Below are 22,557 nucleotides of genomic sequence, written 5' to 3'. Positions count from 1 at the left end.
ACGATCACGGTACCTTGGGTACCTCAGGCAGTGGCTGGCCCTTGGGCCACAGCATCCAGATCTGCCCTTGCTGCTTCATGTTCCCGGCCAGTTCGCCGGCTTCCGGGCCGGTGCCCCAGAACAGGTCGGCACGCACTTCGCCGGTAATCGCCCCGCCGGTGTCCTGCGCGCCAACCGGTCGTACCACCGGCGAGCCGTCCGGGCGTGTGGTAGACAGCCACAACAAGCTGCCCAGGGGAATCACCTTGCGGTCGATGGCCACGCTGTAGCCGGCGGTAAGCGGTACGTTCAGCGAGCCGCGCGGGCCTTCGTTACTGTCCGGGCGGGTGCTGAAGAATACGTAGCTGGGGTTGCTGGCCAGCAGCTCTGGTACGCGCTGCGGGTTGGCCTGGGCCCAGGCATGAATGGCGCCCATGCTCACTTCTTCTTTTTTCAGCTGACCCTGCTCCACCAGCCAGCGGCCGATCGGCCGATAGGGGTGGCCGTTCTGGTCGGCGTAGCCCAGGCGCAGTTGACGACCGTCTTCCAGTTGCACCCGGCCAGACCCCTGGATCTGCAGGAATTGCAGGTCCATCGGGTCGGTCAGCCAGGCCAGCACCGGTGCCTTGACGCCGTTACGGTTGATGACTTCGGCCGTGTCGTAGGGCTTGAGCACCCGACCCTCCAGACGGCCGCGCAGGCGTTTGCCCTTCAGTTCGGGGTACACGCTGGCCAGGTCGACCACGATCATGTCATCAGGGATGCCGTAGACCGCCACATGGTTGGTTGCCGATTGGCTCAGGCTGCCTGGGTAGACCGGCTCGTAGTAGCCGGTAATCAGGCCGTTGGCATTGTTCTGTGCAGAGCGCAGGCCGTACACCTGCAGGTTCTGTTCAAGGAAGGTTCGCACTTGGGCGGCGCTGGCTGTGGCGCTGCCGGCCGCTTCGCAGGTGGCGGCCCACACCGGGTCGCGCTTGAGTTTTTCGCAGCCGTTGCGCCATGCATAAAAGCCTGCCAGCAGGTCTTCATCGCTGACGGCCGGCAAGTCTTTCCAAGTGGCCGGGGCATAGGTGGCGACAGCGTGGGGCTCGGGCTTGGCGCTCTCGCCGCCGTTGCAGCCGGCCAGCAAAGCCAGCACCGGCAGTGTCCAGGCCAGGTGGCGCAGGGCAGATTTCATGTGTGCATTCCTGTCATGAGCGAACATGAAGGTTCGCCCCTGTCTTTTATGTGGCTATTGGTGTTTGGCCCAGGGGCAGCGATACTGGCCGCCCATTTGCGTAGGCCGAAGTGAGCGTGATGTTTAAGCGATTGACCGTTGTTCTGCTGGCAGCACTTGCCCTGGGAGGGGCTCTGACGGGTTGTGACCGGGTTGACCCGAACTCGCCGCTGGGCAAACGCAAGGTGATCTTCAAGGACATGCTCAAGACCAGCGAGGACCTCGGCGGCATGCTGCGTGGCCGGTTGCCGTTCGACGGGGTGAAGTTTGCCGACGGTGCGCTGAAGCTGGACAGCCTGTCGCATCAGCCGTGGCAGCATTTTCCACAGGTGCGCGATGGTGGTGACAGCGCCGCCCGTGCCGAAGTGTGGGAGCGCCAGACGCGGTTCCATGACCTGGCCCGGCAGCTTGAGGGCGTCACCGGCGAACTGGTCGATGTCACCCGCAACCAGCCACTGGATGCTGCGCAACTGAAGGCACCGATGGACAATGTCGAGGCTGCGTGCAAGGCCTGTCATAGCGAATTTCGTAATCATTGAATGGCTGTGCTGTTCGCGCAAACCTTCGGGGCTTGTACAGATTCCTGTGGGAGCGGCCTTGTGTCGCGATAGGGCCGCTCAGCGGCCCCAGGATTTCAGCAAAAATGCATGCATAGCTGGAGCCGCCGCGCGGCCCTATCGCGACACAAGGCCGCTCCCACAAAGACCAGGCTTGCCGGCCAGATGCCTTAGCGGTCGAGATCGTCGACCGCTTCCTGCAGCTCTTTACGCGACTCGGCCAGCTTGTCCTTGCGCTTGTTGATCTTCTCGGCGTCGCCTTTCTTCTCTGCCTTCTTCAAGTCCTTTTCCCGCTGCGCCACTTCGTGACGCGCATCGAGCACCTTCTGCTCACGTTCCTTGCGCAGGCTGGCGTCGGTGCAGTTGTCCACACCGCGCAGGGCTTCCTCCAGCCCTGCCACCTGGTCGCTGTTGCCGTGGTCACGGGCAATTTTCAGCTGGTTTTCGATGGCGCTGCGCTTGGCGGCGCAACCGGTCAGGCCGGCATCGGGCTGGGCAGCCTGAGCAGTACCCGCGGCCAGGCCCAGTGTTGCGAGCAGGAAAAGAGTCGAAATACGTTTCATGAAAAGCCTCCCTAACGGGGCGGGGCAGCAAAAGTTGGGGGAAATCCTGCCTTGGTTTTGCCCATTTAGAAACCCTTGGTGAGGTTTTCTGCCGGAGTCTCGGGTTTTTCCTACGCACTATTTGGTAAAAAATCATTGCTCAATGCGCTGGGGTGGGGTCCGGAAACCTTCTATGCCGGCGTCGGCCAACTGTGCGGCAATGGCTTGCACCTCGGAGGCCGCGAAAAATTCCACAAGTTGGTGCGAGCGTTTTGCGCCGATGCCGGGCACGGTTTGCCATTGCTCGGCATTGCGTGAGGCCAGCGCCTGCCAGTCGCCAGTCAGTGGCAAATGCTTGCCAATGGGCACGCCAAGGGCGCGCAGCCACTGATCGACTGGCCGTGAGCGGGCTTCGTCGAAACTGCCCATCAGGTGTGCTGCAGTGAGCCTGCTGATGCCGGGGGCCTGCTGCAGGCGTTCGGCATCGAGTTGCAGCCAGTCGGTCATGGACGTTACCAAGCCAGCTTCGACCAGCCGACGCCATGTGCCGGGCCCGGTGCGTGGCAAGGCCAGGCCCTGTTTACCGCCAAGCCAGGTAAGTCGGGCAATGAACTGCTCATCACAGCCCTCGCTGGCCCGCCAGCAGCTGTGGGCATGATGCTGGTCGGGTGCTGGTGCGGTTATCGGTTGGCGCTCTACAGCGCGGTGCACGACGTGTTCGAGCCGCGGAATGGTCAGCCCGGCAAGGCTGATGGCCACCTGATCGCCGGGGCGAATATCCAGGCGTTGCCAGCGCGCCAGCGACCCAAGGCTGACTTGGGTAATGCGCCGGTCATCGAGGGTAACGGGTTGCACGTGAAGAACGGGCGTGACCCTGCCAGTGCGGCCGACCCGAAAGCGCACGTCGCGTACTTCGGCCAAGGCTTGTGCATAGGGGTACTTCCAGGCCGCGATCCAGTAGGGTGCCTTGGCCTGCCAGCGCTCGGCAGGTGGCCGACTGCCCTGGCGCAGGATCACACCGTCGGTGGCGAAGGGCAGAGCAGAGCGATACCAGTGCTCGCGCCAGTGTGCTGCATCCTCCAGCGTGTCGATGGCGATGCTGTAAAGCTGGCTGTCCGGAAACCCCAGCAGTGCCAGTTGGGCGAGGCGTTCGGCCTGTTGCTCGGGGCCGTGCGGCCAGCCCCACACGAACAGGCCGATAGCGTTGCCTTGTTCGCCAGTCAGTTGCTTGCGTGCGAGCAGCCCTGCCACGGTACCCCGGGCGTTGGCACTGCCGGCCTTGGCTTGTACATGATCGTTCAGGCGCAGATACAGCTCACCTTGCAAGTGCAGGTCGACCGCCTCAGGCAACTGCCGGGTGACAGCGCCGAGCTGTTTGATGTGTCGGCTCCAGTCATGGCCGTGTACACCGTCCCCCCGGCTGGTCAACTGCACCAATCGGCCCTGTTGGTAGGTGAGGGAAACGGCTACGCCGTCGACCTTGGGTTGTACCCACACGCCGGTCTTGCCGGCCATCCATCGCGCCACGGCCTGGCGGTCTGCCAGCTTGTCGACGCCGGTATGCGGTACGGGGTGGGGGACCGGGCCGCGAGCACTGGCCAGGGGAGAGGGGCTGGTGCCAACCGCGAAGCACTGCTGCAGGTGGTTCAGGCGCTCGCGGCTCTGGTCGTACAGTTCGTCGGCCACCAGAGCTATGCCCTGGCGATGGTAGTGCTCGTCCCATCGGGCAAGCGTGGCGCGCAGTTGCGCAACTTCGGCCTCGGCCTGTTGCGGGTTCCAGTGTGGGCATGAAGCAGCCCTGGCCAATGGGGTGTTCAGCACAAATAGCAGGGCGAACAACAACAGGTACGGCATGGCCTGGCATCCTTGCATGGCGGGGAAGCGCTTAGCGTAGGCGGGTGGCGGGGCGGGCGGCGCGTGCAGTTGTCAGGTGATATTTCGCTGGTGCTCGTCTCCAATCCCGAGGCGGAGCAAGAAACGAGCGCGGCGCTCGATCTCACGGGCGATGAAAATGCCGTGACAGGCACAAAAAAGCCCCTGCCGATCGCTCGGCAGGGGCTTTCGTCTGGCGCTGCAGGACGCTTACAGGCCGGCAGCGTCACGCAGCGACTGGGCGCGGTCGGTGCGCTCCCAGGTGAAGGTGGTGAAGGTGTCGTCGCCGACAGTCTTCTGCTGCGGGGTGCGGCCGAAGTGGCCGTAGGCAGCGGTTTCCTGATACATCGGGTGCAGCAGGTCGAGCATGGTGGTGATGGCGTACGGACGCAGGTCGAAGCATTCGCGCACCAGCTGGATGATCTTGTCGTCGGAGACCTTGCCGGTACCGAAGGTGTTGATCGAGATGGACGTCGGCTGGGCCACGCCAATGGCGTACGACACCTGGATCTCGCAACGCTCGGCCAGGCCGGCGGCGACGATGTTCTTGGCCACGTAGCGGCCGGCGTAGGCGGCGGAACGGTCGACCTTGGACGGGTCCTTGCCGGAGAACGCGCCACCCCCGTGACGGGCCATGCCGCCGTAAGAGTCGACGATGATCTTGCGGCCAGTCAGGCCGCAGTCACCCACCGGGCCACCGATGATGAAGTTGCCGGTCGGGTTGATGTGGTACTGGGTGCCTTTGTGCAGCAGTTCGGCCGGCAGGGTGTGCTTGACGATCAGCTCCATCACGGCTTCTTGCAAGTCTTTCTGCGAAACCTCCGGGTTGTGCTGGGTCGACAGCACAACGGCGTCGATACCGACCACTTTGCCGTTCTCGTAGCGACAGGTGACCTGCGACTTGGCATCCGGGCGCAGCCATGGCAGCAGGCCGGACTTGCGCGCCTCGGCCTGGCGTTCTACCAGACGGTGCGAGAAGCAGATCGGTGCAGGCATCAGGACTTCGGTTTCGTTGCTGGCGTAGCCGAACATCAGGCCCTGGTCACCGGCGCCCTGGTCTTCCGGCTTGGAGCGGTCCACGCCCTGGGCGATGTCTACCGACTGTTTGCCGATGATGTTCATCACGGCGCAGGTGGCGCCGTCGAAGCCGACGTCGGAGCTGTTGTAGCCGATGTCGATGATGACTTTGCGCACCAGGTCTTCCAGGTCGACCCAGGCCGAAGTGGTGACTTCGCCGGCGATGATGGCGACACCGGTCTTGACCAGGGTTTCGCAGGCTACGCGGGCGTATTTGTCCTGAGCGATGATGGCATCAAGGACGGCGTCCGAAATCTGGTCGGCGATCTTGTCCGGATGCCCTTCGGACACGGACTCGGAGGTGAAAAGGGAGTATTCGCTCATCTCGAAGGTTCCTGAAATTTACCGATGGTGTATGTCGCCAGCCGTCCGCTGAAAATGGCGGACCTGGATCTGGAAACCGTTACGCAAGCCCACGTACAGGCTGTCCGCATGGGCCAGCCCGGCAGCATTGGCCCAGCGCGCCAGGTCGTCCTGTTCGAAGCCCAGCCAGAGGTCGCCGCAGGCTTCGCGCGCCCACCCCTGGTCATGGCTGCACAGTTCGGTGACCAGCAGGCTGCCGCCTGCCTTCACCCGTTTGGCCAGCTGGCGCAAGGCCAGGGCCGGGTCGCTGAAATGGTGCAGCACCATGTTCAGCACAACGCAGTCGGCGGCCACATCCGTTGCACCCAGTGCATCGGCCAACTGCAGGTTCACGTTGTCGAGCCCTTCGCGCTGGCACACCTGGCGCGCAAGCTCGAGCATGGTAGGGCTGTTGTCCAGGGCGGTGACCTGGGCGAAGCGCCGGGCCAGGTCGGGCAGGAAGCCACCGTCGCCGGGGCCGACTTCCAGCGCGCTGGCAGCCGGGTCGAAATGCAGTTTGTCGAGCAGCGCCAGCAGGCTGTCGCGGTACTGCGGAAGGCCGGCGATCAGGTCCTGCTGGGCACGGAACTTCTCTTCCACGCGCAGGAAGAAGTCCTGGCTGGTGGCTGCCCGTCGCTGCTGGACATGGGCTATGCGCGCCTGCACATCGGGCGGCAGGGCCAGGTCGTCGACTTCTTCGAGCAGCGCCGCGTGCAGCCGGCCACCCAGGCGCAGGCCATCGGGCAGGGCACGGCGGTAGAAGATGGCATTGCCTTCGCGGCGGGTTGCCACGAGGTCGGCCTGAGCCAGCACCTTGAGGTGATGGCTCATGCCCGACTGGCCGATGTCGAAGATCTGCGCCAGCTCCAGCACGCCGAACGAGTCGTTGGCCAGGGCGCGCAATACGTTCAGGCGCAGCGCATCGCCACTGGCTTTGCACAGGGCGGCCAATGTTTCGCGTTGCTCGGGGATCGATTGCGCACGCAGATTCATGGGGCGGCAGTCTAGACAGGCATCGATGCCCTAGCAAGGCCAATATCAAAAAGTTTTGATATTGGCGATGAGCTGCAAGCCGAAAGCCACAAGTTACACGCTTTGGGGCGCCCCGAGTCGCGCTCTGCTTCTTCAGTTGCGGCTTAAAGCTGGCGCTTGGCGCTTAAATGTTTGCCCCAAGCGCCCCCAGTGGGCGAAAATGGCCGCCTTTTTCGTGACACCACCTATTCAAGCCCCCTAGGAGATCAGCGATGCCCAGCCGTCGTGAACGTGCCAACGCCATTCGTGCCCTCAGCATGGATGCCGTGCAAAAGGCCAACAGCGGCCACCCAGGTGCCCCCATGGGCATGGCGGATATCGCCGAAGTGCTTTGGCGCGACTACCTGAAGCACAACCCGAGCAACCCGAGCTTCGCCGACCGTGACCGCTTCGTGCTGTCCAACGGCCACGGTTCGATGCTGATCTACTCGCTGCTGCACCTGACCGGCTACGACGTCACCATCGATGACATCAAAGGCTTCCGCCAACTGCACAGCCGCACCCCGGGCCACCCGGAGTACGGCTACACCCCAGGCGTCGAGACCACCACCGGCCCGCTCGGCCAGGGTATCGCCAACGCCGTGGGCTTCGCCCTGGCCGAGAAAGTACTGGCTGCCCAGTTCAACCGTGACGGCCATACCATCGTCGACCACAACACCTACGTGTTCCTCGGCGACGGCTGCATGATGGAAGGTATCTCCCATGAAGTCGCCTCGCTGGCCGGCACCCTGGGCCTGAACAAGCTGATCGCCTTCTACGATGACAATGGCATCTCCATCGACGGCGAAGTGCACGGCTGGTTCACCGACAACACCCCGGCGCGCTTCGAAGCCTACAACTGGCAGGTGATCCGCAACGTCGACGGCCACGATGCCGAAGAAATCAAGATGGCCATCGAGACCGCCCGCAAGAGCGATCGCCCGACCCTGATCTGCTGCAAGACCACCATCGGTTTCGGTTCGCCGAACAAGCAGGGCAAGGAAGACTGCCACGGCGCCCCGCTGGGCAACGACGAAATCGCCCTGACCCGCCAGGCCCTGAACTGGAACCACGGCCCGTTCGAAATCCCGGCCGACATCTATGCCGAGTGGGATGCCAAGGCCGCCGGTGCCAAGGCTGAAGCCGAGTGGAACCAGCGCTTCGACGCCTACGCCAAGGCCTACCCGGAGCTGGCTGCCGAGTTCAAGCGCCGTGCCAGCGGCGAGCTGCCGGCCGACTTCAGCGAAAAGGCCCAGGCCTACATCAACGAAGTGGCTGCCAAAGGCGAAACCATCGCCAGCCGCAAGGCCAGCCAGAACGCCCTGAACGCCTTCGGCCCGCTGCTGCCCGAGTTCCTCGGCGGTTCGGCTGACCTGGCCGGCTCCAACCTGACCCTGTGGAAAGGTTGCAAGGGCGTCGAAGCCGGTGACGCCAGCGGCAACTACGTGTTCTACGGCGTGCGCGAGTTCGGCATGACCGCCATCATGAACGGCGTTGCCCTGCACGGTGGCCTGGTGCCTTACGGCGCGACCTTCCTGATGTTCATGGAATACGCCCGCAACGCCGTGCGCATGTCGGCCCTGATGAAGCAGCGCGTGATCCACGTGTACACCCACGACTCCATCGGTCTGGGCGAAGACGGCCCGACGCACCAGCCGATCGAGCAGCTGACCAGCCTGCGCAGCACCCCGAACCTGGACACCTGGCGCCCGGCCGACGCGGTGGAATCCGCCGTGTCCTGGAAAAACGCCCTGGAGCGCAAGGACGGCCCATCGGCGCTGATCTTCTCGCGCCAGAACCTGCAGCACCAGGACCGCGATGCACAGCAGATCGCCGACATCAGCCGCGGTGGCTATGTGCTCAAGGACTGCGCCGGCGAGCCCGAACTGATTCTGATCGCCACCGGTTCCGAAGTGGGTCTGGCTGTTCAGGCCTTCGACAAGCTGACCGAGCAAGGCCGCAAGGTGCGCGTGGTTTCCATGCCGTGCACCAGCGTGTTCGATGCCCAGGACGCTGCCTACAAGCAGTCCGTGCTGCCGCTGGAAGTCGGTGCGCGCATCGCCATCGAAGCTGCCCACGCCGACTTCTGGTACAAGTACGTCGGCCTGGAAGGTCGTATCATCGGCATGACCACCTACGGTGAGTCGGCGCCGGCTTCGGCTTTGTTCGAAGAGTTCGGCTTCACCCTGGAGAACATCCTCGGTACTGCCGAAGAGCTGCTGGAAGACTGATTTAAAGATCTGCGGGCGGTGTCGCCTTCATTCGCGGGCAAGCCCGCTCCCACAGAGGTTGCATGAAACCCTGTGGGAGCGGGCTTGCCCGCGAATGCCACACCGCAAATTCCGCAGGCTGACGACAATTGAACTGTCTCGTGAGCCCCGAATGCCCCACCGTCCCTACAAAGTTGCACTCAACGGTTATGGCCGTATCGGCCGCTGTGTCCTGCGCGCGCTGTTCGAGCGGGGGGCAAAGGCCGGTTTCGAGATCGTCGCGCTGAACGATCTGGCCGATCAGGCCAGCCTGGAATACCTGACACGCTTCGACTCCACCCACGGGCGTTTTCCCGGCGAGGTCAAGGTCGACGGCGACTGTCTGCACATCAATGGCGACTGCGTGAAGGTAATGCGCAGTGCCACCCCCGAAGGCATCGACTGGGCTGCGCTGGGCATCGACCTGGTGCTGGAGTGTTCCGGTGCCTATAACACCCGTGCCGATGGCCAGCGTTTTCTCGACGCCGGTGCGCCAAGGGTGCTGTTCTCGCAGCCCATGGCCAGCGAGGCCGACGTTGACGCCACGGTGGTCTATGGCATCAACCAGGCCTGCCTAACCGGCAGCGAGCGCCTGGTGTCCAACGCCTCGTGCACCACCAACTGCGGCGTGCCGCTGCTGCGTGTGCTGGATCAGGCGTTCGGCATCGAATACGTGCAGATCACCACCATTCACTCGGCGATGAACGACCAGCCGGTGATCGATGCCTATCACCACGAGGACCTGCGCCGCACGCGCTCGGCCTTCCAGTCGGTGATCCCCGTGTCCACTGGCCTGGCGCGTGGCATCGAGCGCCTGCTTCCGGAACTTGCCGGGCGAATCCAGGCCAAAGCGGTACGTGTACCGACCGTCAACGTCTCGTGCCTGGACATCACCCTGCAGACCGCCCGCGACACCAGTGCGGCCGAAGTCAACCGAGTGCTGCGCGAGGCCGCGCTGGAAGGTCCGCTTAAAGGCTTGCTGGCTTACACCGAGCTGCCGCACGCCAGCTGTGATTTCAACCATGACCCGCATTCGGCGATCGTCGATGCCAGCCAGACGCGTGTTTCCGGGCCCCGCCTGGTAAACCTGCTGGCCTGGTTCGACAACGAATGGGGTTTTGCCAACCGTATGCTCGACGTTGCCGAACACTTTCTGCACGTCGTTCACCCAACCCGCACCAAACAGCCCTGAAGGACTGCATTCATGACCGTGTTGAAGATGACCGACCTCGACCTGCAAGGTAAGCGCGTACTGATCCGCGAAGACCTCAACGTGCCTGTGAAGGACGGTGTGGTAGCCAGCGATGCGCGTATCCAGGCAGCGCTGCCGACCATCAGGCTGGCCCTGGAGAAGGGCGCAGCGGTAATGGTCTGCTCGCACCTGGGCCGCCCGACAGAAGGCGAATTCTCTGCCGAGAACAGCCTCAAGCCGGTCGCCGATTACCTGAGCAAGGCCCTGGGCCGTGACGTGCCGCTGGTTGCCGACTACCTGGACGGTGTCGCGGTACAGGCCGGTGAACTGGTGCTGTTCGAGAACGTGCGCTTCAACAAGGGCGAGAAAAAGAACGCCGACGAGCTGGCGCAGAAGTACGCTGCCCTGTGCGACGTATTCGTCATGGACGCTTTCGGCACCGCACACCGCGCCGAAGGCTCGACCCATGGCGTCGCCAAGTTCGCCAAGGTTGCCGCTGCCGGCCCATTGCTGGCAGCCGAACTGGATGCCTTGGGCAAGGCCCTGAAGGCCCCGGCCAAGCCAATGGCGGCCATCGTTGCCGGCTCCAAGGTTTCCACCAAACTGGACGTGCTGAACAGCCTGAGCAGTGTTTGCGACCAGCTGATCGTCGGTGGCGGTATTGCCAACACCTTCCTGGCCGCTGCCGGCCACCCGGTGGGCAAGTCGCTGTACGAGCCTGACCTGGTCGATACCGCCAAGGCCATTGCCGCCAAGGTCAGCGTGCCGCTGCCAGTCGACGTGGTGGTTGCCAAAGAGTTCGCCGAGAGCGCCGAAGCTACTGTCAAAGCCATTGCCGATGTAGCTGCCGACGACATGATCCTGGACATCGGCCCGCAGACCGCGGCCAACTTCGCCGAGCTGCTGAAGTCGTCGAAAACCATTCTGTGGAACGGCCCGGTTGGCGTGTTCGAATTCGATCAGTTCGGCAACGGCACCAAGGTACTGGCCAAGGCCATCGCCGACAGCGCCGCGTTTTCCATCGCCGGTGGCGGTGACACCCTGGCAGCCATCGACAAATATGGCGTCAGCAATGAAATCTCCTACATTTCTACCGGTGGTGGCGCCTTCCTCGAGTTCGTCGAGGGCAAGGTCCTGCCAGCTGTGGCAATCCTGGAAGAGCGGGCCAAGGCCTGATGACGTCGGCGCTTGGCAAAGGGAGTGGCCTGGTGGTCAAACAATTGCCTGTGATGATGCTGGCCGGTCTGCTGAGCGCTTGCGCGGGCAGCCCGGCCTCGGATGCCGACCCGGCGCAGTCGCACAAGGGCGGTTGCTACCAGTCCGAATGGCAGGCCGAGACTGTGCCGGTCATCGGCAAGCGCGTGGGCCCGGAAGGCCTGGAAAAGTACGACGAAGACCACCAGCGCAAGGCGCCGGGTTGCCCTTGATCGGGTAATAGGCAACCTGAACGTTGATTTGTGGTCTTGAGGAAGGGCTGCACAGCAGCCCCAAATCGAGGAAACTGAATGAAAGCGCTTTTGGCCGTGACGGCCCTGGCGACACTGGCAGGATGCTCACTGCTGCAGCCGACGCAACCGGCCCCGGCAGACAACTGGACCCGTTGGGTCTGCGACACCCAGGCTGAGGTGCTTTGGCGCTTCGCCGATGCGCAACGTGACCAGGTTGACGTGCGCCTTGGCGGCGGCGACCAGGTGTACCGGCTCAAGGCTGAACCGGGTGCCTCGGGTGCGCTGTACAGCGATGGCATGCTGGCCTTCCACACCAAGGGCGAAGAAGGCCTGGTGTATTGGGTGGCAACCAACGATCTGATTGGGCGGGGCTGCAAGGCACCGTGACTGGCCGGGCCGCGAGGGTGGCCCACACTACTTGAACAGCAACCGCCCCTGCGGCAGGCTTGCACGAAACAAACGACGCTTGTCGGGAGAGAGATACACAATGGCACTCATTAGCATGCGCCAGATGCTGGACCACGCCGCCGAGTTCGGCTACGGCGTACCAGCTTTCAACGTCAACAACCTCGAGCAGATGCGCGCCATCATGGAAGCGGCCGACAAGACCGACTCCCCGGTGATCGTTCAGGCTTCGGCCGGTGCCCGCAAATACGCTGGTGCGCCATTCCTGCGCCACCTGATCCTGGCTGCCATCGAAGAGTTCCCGCACATCCCGGTGTGCATGCACCAGGACCACGGTACCAGCCCTGACGTCTGCCAGCGCTCGATCCAGCTGGGCTTCAGCTCGGTCATGATGGACGGCTCGCTGGGTGAAGACGGCAAGACCCCGACCGACTACGAGTACAACGTCCGCGTTACCCAGCAGACCGTTGCCATGGCTCACGCCTGCGGCGTTTCGGTTGAAGGCGAACTGGGCTGCCTGGGTTCGCTGGAAACCGGCATGGCCGGTGAAGAAGACGGGATCGGCGCCGAAGGCGTGCTGGATCACAGCCAGATGCTGACCGACCCGGAAGAAGCCGCCGACTTCGTCAAGAAGACCCAGGTCGACGCCCTGGCGATCGCCATCGGTACCAGCCACGGTGCCTACAAGTTCACCAAGCCACCAACCGGTGACGTGCTGGCCATCGATCGTATCAAGGAAATCCACAAGCGCATCCCCAACACCCACCTGGTGATGCACGGTTCGTCCTCGGTACCGCAAGAGTGGCTGGCGATCATCAACCAGTACGGCGGCGACATCAAAGAAACCTACGGTGTACCGGTCGAAGAAATCGTTGAAGGCATCAAGCATGGCGTGCGCAAGGTCAACATCGATACCGACCTGCGTCTGGCCTCTACCGGTGCCATGCGCCGTCTGATGGCGCAGAACCCGAGCGAGTTCGACCCACGCAAGTTCTTCGGTGAAACCATCAAGGCCATGCGCGACGTGTGCATCGCACGTTATGAAGCCTTCGGCACCGCAGGCAATGCTTCGAAGATCAAGCCGATCTCTTTGGAAGGTATGTACCAGCGCTACCTGAAAGGTGAACTGGCCGCCAAGGTCAACTGATCGACAGGTAACCCTGAAAAGCCCGCAGTGATGCGGGTTTTTTTATGGGCGATGGAAACCTGTCCATATTTACGGCAGACCGACCGTTAGTCGGCTACCGTACAGTTTGACCATTGATAGCGTTCTGATTGCATTGCTTGTTGCAGCCTCAGGTCTAGAGTACTAATGGATCCAACCGTATTTTGAAGTCGGTCACATAACAGAGAAGCAGCATGGATGGCGCTCACCCTCAACAGCAGCCACTGGATGGCAGCTCAGTTCTTCTGGTGGTAGACGACTACCCCGAGAACCTCATCAGCATGCGGGCCTTGCTGGCTCGGCAGGATTGGCAAGTATTGACGGCAAGCTCTGGGATAGAAGCCTTGAGCGCGTTGCTTGAATACGAAGTCGACCTGGTGTTGATGGATGTACAGATGCCGGAAATGGACGGCTTTGAAGTCGCCCGGCTGATGCGCGGCAATCAGCGTACCCGACTGACCCCGATCATTTTCCTCACCGCCAACGAACAGTCCGAAGCGGCCGTGCTCAAAGGCTACGCCAGCGGCGCCGTGGACTACATGTTCAAACCGTTCGACCCGCAAATCCTCAAGCCCAAGGTCCAGGCGCTGCTCGACCAGCAGCGCAACCGGCGCATGCTGCAGCAGCTGAGTCGCGAGCTGGAGACGGCCAGGGCATTCAATGCGTCCATCCTGGAAAATGCCGCCGAAGGCATTCTGGTGGTTGATGCCCATGGCATCATCAGTTTTGCCAATCCGGCCATTTCCCGTTTGCTGGCGGCACCGGTGCAACACCTGCAGGGCACCCAATTGCTCGACGTTGTGCAACTGACCAGTACCAGCCTGTGGCGCGAGTCGGACTTCTACAAGGCCTACCAAGGGCGGCAGATCTTCCGCGTACACGATGCCCAACTGCGTACCCAAGGCGGTGAGCTTGTGCCGGTGGCGCTGTCCTGTGCGCCGTTGCCTGCCGACCAACAGGCGATGGTGGTGACCGTGCTGGACATGTCGGTAGTGCGTAACTTGCACCAACAGCTGGAATACCAGGCCATTACTGACCCGCTCACCGGCCTGCTCAACCGCCGTGGTTTCTACCAGGCGGCTGAAGGTGCTCTGTTGCGCAACGAGCGCTCGGACAAGGCGCAGGCGCTGATGTACATGGACCTGGATGGCTTCAAGCGCATCAACGACTCGCTCGGCCACGACGCGGGCGATCGGGTGTTGCGCTGGGTGGCCGAGCAGCTCAAGGACTGCCTGGGCAGTGAGGCCTTGCTGGCGCGTATGGGCGGCGATGAGTTCACTGCACTGTTCGACAGCTTGCCCTACCCGGAGCAGGCCGGGCGTTTTGCCGAACGGTTGCTCGAGCGTGTTTCCATCAGCCATGAGGTCGACGGGCTCGATGTGTGCCTTGGGGTCAGCATCGGCATTGCCACCTACCCGGACTGCGGCGCCAATGTTGAAGGCCTGCTGCGTTCGGCCGATGCAGCGATGTACGCAGCCAAACAAGCGGGGCGTCAGCAATACCGCTTCTACGACCAGGAACTCAACGGACGGGCGCGATCGCGATTGATGCTCGAGGACAGCGTGCGCACGGCCATCGAGCAGCAGGACTTTACCTTGGTGTACCAGCCACAGGTCGCCTTCCACGATGGTCGCCTGCGTGGTTTCGAGGCCTTGCTGCGCTGGCAGCACCCCAGCGTTGGCGATGTGCCGCCGGGGCTGTTCATCCCGTTGCTGGAAGAAGCGCGTCTGATCAACCGTCTGGCCAGCTGGATCTACCGCCAAGGGGCCGCCCAGCGGCAGGCCTGGTACGACCGGTTTCCGCCCGACCTTGTGCTCGGCATCAGCCTGAGCCGCGCGCAGTTCGTCATGCCTGGCCTGGTCGAAGAACTGCAACGGGTCATCCAGCTTTACCAGCTTGTCCCGACGCAGTTGGAGGTGGAAGTGGCGGAAACGTCGCTGATGTATAACATTGATGCGGCCGTCAAACAGACCCACCGCTTGCGTGAGCTGGGCGTGAGGGTGGCCCTGGATGACTTCGGTGCGGGTGACTGTTCGTTGCGCATGCTGCGCGACCTGCCTATCGACACACTCAAGCTCGACCGTCATCTGGTGGCGCGTCTGCCCGATTCGGCGGTAGATGCTGCGTTGGTTCGCAGCGTGATCGGCCTGTGCGCCGACTACCGTATCACGGTGATCGCCGAGGGTGTGGAGACCCCGGCGCAGGCAGCCTGGCTCAAGGCCAATGGTTGCGAATACGTTCAGGGTTTCCTGGTGGCTTATCCGATGACCGCGACTGATGCTAGCGGCTTCCCGGCAATTTTCTCCTGGCCAGGGCTGTGATTGGCTAGAATCGGCATTCGTTACGCCGAATACAGCGCCATGACCGTACTACGTTACTTGCAAGCCTACCCCCCGCACCTGCAGGAGCAGGTGCGGAAGATGATCGACAGCGACCGCCTGGGTGAATACCTGCAGCGCCGTTACCCTGACCGCCATGACGTGCAAAACGACAAGGCGTTGTATGGCTATGCCCAGGATCTGCGCCAACAGTACCTGCGAAGTGCGCCAAACCTGGACAAGGTGCTGTTCGACAGCCGCCTCGATCTGACGCATCGGGCCCTGGGTTTGAACACGGCGGTGTCGCGGGTGCAGGGCGGCAAGCTCAAGGCGAAGAAGGAAATCCGCATTGCCTCGCTGTTCAAGGAGGCCGCGCCACAGTTCTTGCGCATGATTGTTGTGCACGAGTTGGCGCACCTGCGCGAGCGAGATCACAACAAGGCGTTCTACCAGCTCTGCCAGCACATGGAGCCGGACTATCACCAACTGGAATTCGACCTGCGCGTCTACCTGACCTACCGGGAGCTGCCAGGCAACCTCTAAGGAACATGCAGCATGGAAGTGAGCAAGACCAAGAGCAGCTTCTACCGCCGCCTGTACGTGGCCTGGCTGATCGATAGCCAGACCGCGACCAGCGTGCCCGCCCTGATGGAGGCCACCGGCATGCCCCGTCGCACCGCTCAGGACACTATCGCCGCGCTGGCCGACCTGGACATCGTCTGCGAGTTCGAACAGCAGGAGGGCGCACGCAACCACGCCGGGCATTATCGCATTCATGACTGGGGGGCGATCGACAAGCAGTGGATCATCCGTCACTTGCGGCAGATCCGCGAAGTGCTGGGTTACCCCTGATGTGCAAAGCCCGCACAGGGCGGGCTCATCCCTTGCGCATTCCAATAGATGCGATGCCGTTCTCCAAAGACTCCTCGCTCACCACCGCAAACCCATGGTGGGCATAAAACGCCTGTAAATGCGCCGGAGCCGACAGATAAACCGGCACCCCCGGCCAACAATGTTCCGCCGCCTCCAGCCCCTTGAGCAGCAAGCTTTCTTCGAGCTGCAAACCTCGCGCCTGCGCTGATGTCACCACTCGTCCGATCACCACATCCCCACCTTGTGACTGCGGATCCAGCAGGCGCAGGTAGGCGACCAGCTTGTCTTCCTGCCAGGCCATGAGGTGCAGGGTATCGCCAGTCAGGTCCTGACCATCGACTTCCTGGTAGGCGTGGCGCTGCTCCACCACGAGTACTTCAGTGCGTAGCTGCAAAATGGCATAGAGCTGCTCCTTGCCGAGGTCGGTGTGGTGCTTGCAGATCCAGTCGATTGACATGGGAACGGACTCCTTGGATGGGGCTCGATCATCGCATGCTGCATGTGCTTCGGCCAAAATAGAGGCTAAATGACACTATTGGCCGCTGCCCTCGGCAACCGCTTTGTGTAATCTCACTGGCAGTGTTGCCCTCCATTGCGAAAGGACGTGAGCATGCGGCCACTGCTTTGTGTTCTGGGTTTACTGGCAACGATGCTGGCAACACCTTCCCCGGGTCACGCCAAGCTGCGCCTGGTGGCCGACAACTGGCCACCGTTCACCGATGCCAAGATGCCGGGCGGCGGCCTTGCGACCAGCATCGTTACCACGGCACTGGCGCGCGCCGGCTACGCCAGCGGCTATGAAGAGGTGCCGTGGGCGCGTGCGTTGCTGGGGGTAGGTGAAGGGCGCTACGACGTGCTGATCAACGCCTGGTACAACGACTCGCGCGCCAGTATCGGGCAGTTTTCCAACGCCTACCTGAGTAATCGTATTCGCCTGCTGCAGCGTAAGGGCGAGGCGTTTAGCTACAAGCGTCTGTCTGACCTTTATGCCTATAGCATTGCCGTAGTGCGTGATTACGCCTATTCACCGGAATTCGACAGGGATCCCCGTCTGCGCAAAGTGCCGGTGCGCAACTTTTCTTCTGCGGTACGCATGTTGGCGGCAGGGCGGGTAAGCCTGGCGGTGGAAGACGAGTACGTGGCCCGCTACAACCTGCAGCGTGAGCCGCAGGACGTGCGTGATGGGGTGATGCTGGTGGATCCGCCGCTGGGGGAGAACACCCTGCATATTCTGGTCAGCCTGAAGCACCCGGAGCGTGAGCGGATCGTCGAGCGTTTCGAGCAGGCGATAGCGGCGATGAAGGCCGATGGCAGCTATGCCCGGCTGCTGCGTCAGTATGGCTTTTGAGCACAGGCAATAAAACGATCAGGCCGGGGCATTTTCCTTGATCAGGTGTGCCGCCAGGGTCCGCAATGGCCCCAGTTGCCGGCATATCAACGCCAACTGTGTCTGCACCAACCGCTGATGCTCATCCAGATCTTCCGGCATCTGCTCCAGGGCATTGGCCAGCGCTTCTTCGGCATCACTGTGAATCGCCACCGGCAGCCGTGCGGCCAGGCCGTTGGCAATCTCGTCCAGGCTGCTGGCCAGGCTTTGCCCGGCGCCTTCGATCAACTGCTCCTGCACCTCCGCTGGCAACGCCGTGTCGCGGTGCGCGCCTAACCCCGAGAGGTAGCTGAGCAACGTGTGCGACAGCACCAGGAAACGAAAGCCAACGTCGGCCTCCTTACGGAAATGCCCTGGCTCCATCAGCATGTTGGCCAAGGTGGTGGACAGCGCCGCGTCAGCGTTGTGGGCATTGCGCCGGGCCAGGCGGTAGGCCAGGTCGTCGCGCTTGCCGTGGGCATACTGCTGCATGATCTGGCGCAGGTACACGCTGGCGCAGGCCAGGGTATTGGCCAGCGCCTTGTTCAGCCGTCGGCCCTGCCAGTCGGGCAGGAACAGGAACACCGCTAGGATGGCAATCAGGCTGCCCACCAGGGTATCGAACAGGCGTGGCAGGAACAGGCCGTAGCCATCGCCGATCTGGTTGAAGCAGAACAGCACCATCAGGGTGATCGCCGCAGTGGCCAGGGTGTAGCGGGTGGTGCGGTTGACGAAGAACACCACCCCGGCAACCACGGCGAACAACGACTGGATGACCGGGTTGGGAAACAGGTCGAACAAGGCCCAGCCCACTGTCAGGCCAACGGCAGTGCCGAAGATTCGCTGCACCAGCTTGCGCCGCGTGGCCCCGTAGTTGGGCTGGCACACGAACAGCGTGGTGAGGATGATCCAGTAGCCCTGGGTCGGGTGAATCAGGTGCACCATGCCATAGCCGATCGACAGCGCCAGCGGCAGGCGCAAGGCATGGCGGAACAACAGCGAGGTCGGTGTGAGCTGGGTGCGCAGGCGCGTCCACACGTCCTTCAGCGAGCGCGGTGAGCGGTCGAGCAGGCTGCTGTCGCTGGCGTCGGCCAGGCTATCCGGGTTGCTGGCGGCACTGAGCAGGCGGTCCAGTGTTGCCAGGTTGGCGGCGAGTGCTCGCAGCGAGCGCAACAGGCCGCGCCAGGCCGGGTTGCTCTGGATGCGCAGGTGCTCCAGCGAGGCGTTGAGGTCCTCGAGGGCTTCTGGATAACCGCTGGCCAGCACGAATGGTTGGCGCAGGCGGATCGAGCGGGCCAGTTCCTGGCAGGATGAACCCTGTTTACGCAACAGGCGCTGGCAGCGGAACATGACGTCGCTGTGGAAAAACGCCTCGGTCAGTGCGTTGTAGGGGTAGTGCGAGGCACTGACACGCTCGTGGATGTCCTGGGCCAGGAAGTACAGCTTGAGGTAGCGGCTTACCTTCGAGTTTGGCTGGCTGTTGCCTACCCGGTGCAGGATGATCTCCTTGGCTGCGTTCAGCGCGGCCACCACCTTGCCGTTCTGCTGGGCCAGTTCCAGGCGCCGTGCCTCGACGTCGAGCGTGCGGACCGGTTCAAACAGGCTGGCCTTGAGCTTGAGGTAGCTGCCCAGCTCGAAAAACAGTTTGGCCAGGCTCTGTTGTACCGGCTGGTTGGAAAACAGAGCCTGCCACAGCACCGACAGCAGCCCGTACCAAGCCGCACCTGCCACCAGCAGCAGCGGTTCGTGCCAGAAATCGGTGACCTGGCCGCCGCGCTGGTCCACACCGATCATGGTGTAGACCGCAGTGATCAAGGTGGCCGAAGCGATGGCGCCGTAGCGCTCGCCCAGCGCCCCGAGCATGGTCAGGCCAAAGGCAGCCAGGGCCAGGGCAATGACGAAGATCCAGGGGTAGGGGAACAGCAACTCGACTGCCAGTGCAGCGATGGCGAAGCACACCAGGGTAACGGCCAGGGCGCTGAGGCGGCCCTGCCAGCTGTCGTCGGTTTCGGCCAGGGCGCTGGCGATGATGCCGAGGAACAAAGGAATCAGCAGGGCCATCTCATTCTGGTACCAGCACAGGGCCAGGCTGCCGGTGAGGGCAATGGTGACCCGGATGCTGTAGCTGAACTTGTCTTGGCCCCACAGGCGACGCAGTGACTGACGGAACGAGCTCGATGACATGATGGCCTGCCAGGCGGTGAGCGAAGAATGCACTGCAGCACGGGCCAGCAAGAAGCGTTCCGTGCTGCTGAAAGGATTCTACTCTACACGAACTGCGCGGCGGCGTTCGCCGATGCCCAGGCCCACTGGAAGTTGAAACCGCCCAGGTGGCCGGTGACATCCAGCACTTCACCGATGAAGTACAACCCCGGGCTTTTCAGCGATTCCATGGTCTTGGACGACACCTCTCGGGTATCCACGCCGCCCAGGGTCACTTCGGCGGTGCGGTAGCCTTCGGTGCCGGCCGGTACTACCTGCCAGTTCGCCAGCTTTTCGGCGATTTGCGCCAGTTCCGCCGGGGTGTACTGCTTCATTGGCTTTGACTCGAACCACTGCTCGGCCAGCAAGTTGGCCAGCTTGCGGGTGAACACCTCGCCCAGCACGGTCTTCAGTTCGGCGTTGGCGCGTTCGGCCTGCATCTGTTGCAGCCAGGAAAGCGCATCGCGGTCGGGCAACAGGTTGATCTCGACGGTATCACCGGCTTCCCAGAACGAGGAGATCTGCAAGATCGCCGGGCCGCTCAGGCCGCGGTGCGTGAACAGCAGGTTTTCGCGGAAGCTGGTGCCATTGCAGCTGGCGGTGCAGTCCAGCGAGGTGCCGGACAACTCGGTGCACATCGCCTTGAGTTGGGGCTCGGTGATGGTGAATGGCACCAGCCCGGCGCGGGTTGGCAGCAGGGTGTGGCCGAACTGGCGGGCCACCTGGTAGCCGAAACCGGTGGCCCCCAGGGTCGGGATCGACAGGCCGCCGGTGGCGATGACCAGCGACTGGCAGGCGAACTGGCCGCCGCTGGTCTGCAGCAGATAGCCGCTTTCGGTCTTCTCGATCTGTTCGATGCTGGTGTGCATGCGGATCTCGGCACCGGTCTCGTCGCACTCGGCCAGCAGCATGTCGAGGATGTCGCTGGCCTTGTTGTCACAGAACAGCTGGCCGAGCTTCTTCTCGTGGTACGCCACGCCGTGCTTGCACACCAGCTCAATGAAGTCCCACTGGGTGTAGCGGGCTAGTGCCGACTTGCAGAAGTGCGCGTTGTGCGAAAGGAAGTTGGCCGGCTCGGTGTACAGGTTGGTGAAGTTGCAACGCCCGCCGCCGGACATGAGGATTTTCTTGCCTGGCTTGTTGGCGTGGTCGAGCAGCAGTACCCGGCGGCCGCGCCGGGCGCTGAGCTGGGCGCACATCAGGCCGGCGGCGCCGGCGCCAAGGATGATCACGTCGGTGGAGTGCACGGTATGAACCTTCAGATTTGAAATGCTGAACCCTGTGGGAGCGGGTTCACCCGCGATGCGATGGTGCATTCACTGCCGCATTCGCGGGTAAACCCGCTCCTACAGGGGGCTTTGCCTGGCTTTAGATAATGCGGACTTTCAGGGCGCGACCCTTGATCTTGCCGCTGTTCAGCCGCTGCATGGCCTGCTTGGCCAGCGCCCGCTCCACGGCCACAAACGCCTGGAAGTCGAAGATGGCGATTTTGCCCACTTGCTTGCCTGGGATGCCGGCATCACCGGTCAGGGCCCCCAGGATGTCGCCAGGGCGCAGCTTGTCCTTGCGGCCAGCGGCAATGCACAGTGTGGTCATTACCGGCAGCAGGGGCTCGCCGCCCTTGTTTTTCAGGCTGTCCAGCTGGTCCCAGCGCAGCGGGCTCTTCTGCAGCGCTTCGATGGCCTGGGCGCGGTGGCCTTCGGCCGGTGCCACCAGGCTGACCGCAACGCCTTTCTCGCCGGCGCGGCCGGTACGGCCCACGCGGTGTACGTGGATTTCGGCATCACGCGCCAGCTCCACGTTGATGACCATGTCCAGGCCATCGATGTCCAGGCCGCGCGCGGCCACGTCGGTAGCCACCAGCACCGAGCTGCTGCGGTTGGCGAACATGGTCAGCACCTGGTCACGGTCGCGTTGCTCCAGGTCGCCGTGCAGGGCCTGGGCGACGATGCCCTTGGCGGTCAGGTGGGCAACCACGTCCTCGCATTGCTGCTTGGTGAAGCAGAACGCTACGCACGACTGCGGGCGGTAGTGGCCAAGCACGCGGGTGACGGCTTCCAGGCGTTGCTGCGGGTCAATCTCGATGAAACGCTGCTCGATCTGGTTGTCGGTGTGCAGGCTTTCGACCTTGACCTGCTGCGGGTTGCGCATGAAGTCGGCGGCCAGTTGCTTGATGCCGGCCGGGTAGGTGGCCGAGAACAGCAGGGTCTGGCGGCGCGACGGGGTCTTGCCGATGATGCTGGCGATGGCGTCGAAGAAGCCCATGTCGAGCATGCGGTCGGCTTCGTCCAGCACCAGGGTGTTCAACCCATCCAGGACCAGGGTGCCTTTGTCCAGGTGCTGCTGGATGCGCCCTGGGGTGCCGACGATGATGTGCGCGCCGTGCTCCAGCGAAGCGATCTGTGGGCCCAGCGAAACGCCGCCGCACAGGGTCAGGATCTTGATGTTGTCCTCGGCACGGGCCAGGCGGCGCAGCTCTTTGGCCACCTGGTCGGCGAGTTCGCGGGTAGGGCAGAGCACCAACGCCTGGCAGCCGAAGTAGCGCGGGTTGATCGGGTTGAGCAGGCCGATGCCGAAGGCGGCAGTCTTGCCGCTACCGGTCTTGGCCTGGGCGATCAGGTCCTGGCCTTTGAGGATGACAGGCAGGCTCTGGGCCTGGATCGGCGTCATCGAGGCATAGCCGAGGGCCTCCAGGTTGGCCAGCATGGCAGTGGACAGCGGCAAGGTGGCAAAGGCGGTGGAT

General features: G+C 63.0%; 20 protein-coding genes. 11 read left to right on the top strand and 9 right to left on the bottom strand.

Annotation, left to right across the window (positions count from 1 at the left end; translation table 11 throughout):
• Positions 1 to 4: 4 nt before the first annotated feature.
• Positions 5 to 1,156, bottom strand: coding sequence for a murein transglycosylase A (locus tag ACF8FG_RS07965; protein ID WP_014592643.1), 1,152 nt, complete (start codon positions 1,154 to 1,156; stop codon positions 5 to 7).
• Positions 1,157 to 1,275: 119 nt separating this feature from the next.
• On the opposite strand from ACF8FG_RS07965, the gene ACF8FG_RS07960 reads away from it, so the two are divergent.
• Positions 1,276 to 1,734: a cytochrome c gene (locus ACF8FG_RS07960; RefSeq protein WP_014592642.1), complete on the top strand. Its 459-nt coding sequence runs from the start codon at positions 1,276 to 1,278 to the stop codon at positions 1,732 to 1,734.
• 188 nt (positions 1,735 to 1,922) lie between these two features.
• On the opposite strand, the gene ACF8FG_RS07955 is transcribed toward ACF8FG_RS07960, so the two are convergent.
• From ACF8FG_RS07955 to ACF8FG_RS07940, 4 genes are all read right to left on the bottom strand, one after another.
• Positions 1,923 to 2,315, bottom strand: a complete 393-nt coding sequence (locus ACF8FG_RS07955; RefSeq protein ID WP_003249372.1) for a DUF1090 domain-containing protein — start codon at positions 2,313 to 2,315, stop codon at positions 1,923 to 1,925.
• 132 nt (positions 2,316 to 2,447) lie between these two features.
• Entirely contained in the window at positions 2,448 to 4,148 is a 1,701-nt protein-coding gene (gene ligB, locus ACF8FG_RS07950; protein ID WP_318077996.1) for an NAD-dependent DNA ligase LigB, read from the bottom strand.
• 228 nt (positions 4,149 to 4,376) lie between these two features.
• On the bottom strand, positions 4,377 to 5,567 hold the full coding sequence (gene metK, locus ACF8FG_RS07945) for a methionine adenosyltransferase (RefSeq protein WP_003249375.1): 1,191 nt from the start codon (positions 5,565 to 5,567) through the stop codon (positions 4,377 to 4,379).
• A gap of 18 nt (positions 5,568 to 5,585) precedes the next feature.
• On the bottom strand, positions 5,586 to 6,578 hold the full coding sequence (locus tag ACF8FG_RS07940; RefSeq protein ID WP_003249377.1) for a metalloregulator ArsR/SmtB family transcription factor: 993 nt from the start codon (positions 6,576 to 6,578) through the stop codon (positions 5,586 to 5,588).
• A 251-nt stretch (positions 6,579 to 6,829) separates the two neighbouring features.
• Between ACF8FG_RS07940 and tkt the strand changes: the two genes are divergently transcribed.
• From tkt to ACF8FG_RS07895, 9 genes are all read left to right on the top strand, one after another.
• Positions 6,830 to 8,827, top strand: a complete 1,998-nt coding sequence (gene tkt / locus ACF8FG_RS07935) for a transketolase (RefSeq protein WP_318078815.1) — start codon at positions 6,830 to 6,832, stop codon at positions 8,825 to 8,827.
• Positions 8,828 to 8,978: 151 nt separating this feature from the next.
• Entirely contained in the window at positions 8,979 to 10,037 is a 1,059-nt protein-coding gene (epd, locus tag ACF8FG_RS07930) for an erythrose-4-phosphate dehydrogenase (protein WP_014592639.1), read from the top strand.
• Positions 10,038 to 10,049: 12 nt separating this feature from the next.
• Positions 10,050 to 11,213: a phosphoglycerate kinase gene (locus ACF8FG_RS07925; protein ID WP_014592638.1), complete on the top strand. Its 1,164-nt coding sequence runs from the start codon at positions 10,050 to 10,052 to the stop codon at positions 11,211 to 11,213.
• Positions 11,213 to 11,464, top strand: a complete 252-nt coding sequence (locus ACF8FG_RS07920; protein WP_014754651.1) for a hypothetical protein — start codon at positions 11,213 to 11,215, stop codon at positions 11,462 to 11,464. The genes ACF8FG_RS07925 and ACF8FG_RS07920 overlap by 1 nt, the downstream gene beginning before the upstream one ends.
• A gap of 78 nt (positions 11,465 to 11,542) precedes the next feature.
• Complete coding sequence (locus ACF8FG_RS07915) at positions 11,543 to 11,872, top strand: MliC family protein (RefSeq protein WP_003249387.1); 330 nt, start codon at positions 11,543 to 11,545, stop codon at positions 11,870 to 11,872.
• Between the two features lie 100 nt (positions 11,873 to 11,972).
• A complete protein-coding gene (fba, locus tag ACF8FG_RS07910; RefSeq protein ID WP_010955535.1) occupies positions 11,973 to 13,037 on the top strand; it encodes a class II fructose-bisphosphate aldolase in 1,065 nt (354 codons plus the stop codon).
• 212 nt (positions 13,038 to 13,249) lie between these two features.
• The gene (locus tag ACF8FG_RS07905) at positions 13,250 to 15,376 is read left to right on the top strand and encodes a bifunctional diguanylate cyclase/phosphodiesterase (protein WP_076402329.1); all 2,127 of its coding nucleotides are present in this window, start codon (positions 13,250 to 13,252) and stop codon (positions 15,374 to 15,376) included.
• 39 nt (positions 15,377 to 15,415) lie between these two features.
• The gene (locus ACF8FG_RS07900; RefSeq protein WP_026031844.1) at positions 15,416 to 15,916 is read left to right on the top strand and encodes a M48 family metallopeptidase; all 501 of its coding nucleotides are present in this window, start codon (positions 15,416 to 15,418) and stop codon (positions 15,914 to 15,916) included.
• Positions 15,917 to 15,928: 12 nt separating this feature from the next.
• Positions 15,929 to 16,225: a helix-turn-helix domain-containing protein gene (locus ACF8FG_RS07895; protein WP_003249396.1), complete on the top strand. Its 297-nt coding sequence runs from the start codon at positions 15,929 to 15,931 to the stop codon at positions 16,223 to 16,225.
• 25 nt (positions 16,226 to 16,250) lie between these two features.
• On the opposite strand, the gene ACF8FG_RS07890 is transcribed toward ACF8FG_RS07895, so the two are convergent.
• Complete coding sequence (locus ACF8FG_RS07890) at positions 16,251 to 16,703, bottom strand: GNAT family N-acetyltransferase (RefSeq protein ID WP_318078817.1); 453 nt, start codon at positions 16,701 to 16,703, stop codon at positions 16,251 to 16,253.
• 153 nt (positions 16,704 to 16,856) lie between these two features.
• Between ACF8FG_RS07890 and ACF8FG_RS07885 the strand changes: the two genes are divergently transcribed.
• Positions 16,857 to 17,594: a transporter substrate-binding domain-containing protein gene (locus tag ACF8FG_RS07885; protein WP_318078819.1), complete on the top strand. Its 738-nt coding sequence runs from the start codon at positions 16,857 to 16,859 to the stop codon at positions 17,592 to 17,594.
• Positions 17,595 to 17,612: 18 nt separating this feature from the next.
• Here ACF8FG_RS07885 and yccS read toward each other — a convergent pair whose 3' ends face one another.
• From yccS to dbpA, 3 genes are all read right to left on the bottom strand, one after another.
• Positions 17,613 to 19,796, bottom strand: coding sequence for a YccS family putative transporter (gene yccS / locus ACF8FG_RS07880; RefSeq protein WP_003249401.1), 2,184 nt, complete (start codon positions 19,794 to 19,796; stop codon positions 17,613 to 17,615).
• Between the two features lie 83 nt (positions 19,797 to 19,879).
• The gene (locus ACF8FG_RS07875) at positions 19,880 to 21,061 is read right to left on the bottom strand and encodes an NAD(P)/FAD-dependent oxidoreductase (RefSeq protein ID WP_026031845.1); all 1,182 of its coding nucleotides are present in this window, start codon (positions 21,059 to 21,061) and stop codon (positions 19,880 to 19,882) included.
• Positions 21,062 to 21,182: 121 nt separating this feature from the next.
• On the bottom strand, positions 21,183 to 22,520 hold the full coding sequence (dbpA, locus tag ACF8FG_RS07870) for an ATP-dependent RNA helicase DbpA (protein WP_230065385.1): 1,338 nt from the start codon (positions 22,518 to 22,520) through the stop codon (positions 21,183 to 21,185).
• Positions 22,521 to 22,557 lie beyond the last annotated feature (37 nt).

Source organism: Pseudomonas sp. YQ_6 (assembly GCF_043103245.1).
Taxonomy (GTDB): Bacteria; Pseudomonadota; Gammaproteobacteria; order Pseudomonadales; family Pseudomonadaceae; genus Aquipseudomonas; species Aquipseudomonas alloputida.
This window is presented reverse-complemented; position numbering and strand designations above follow the sequence as displayed.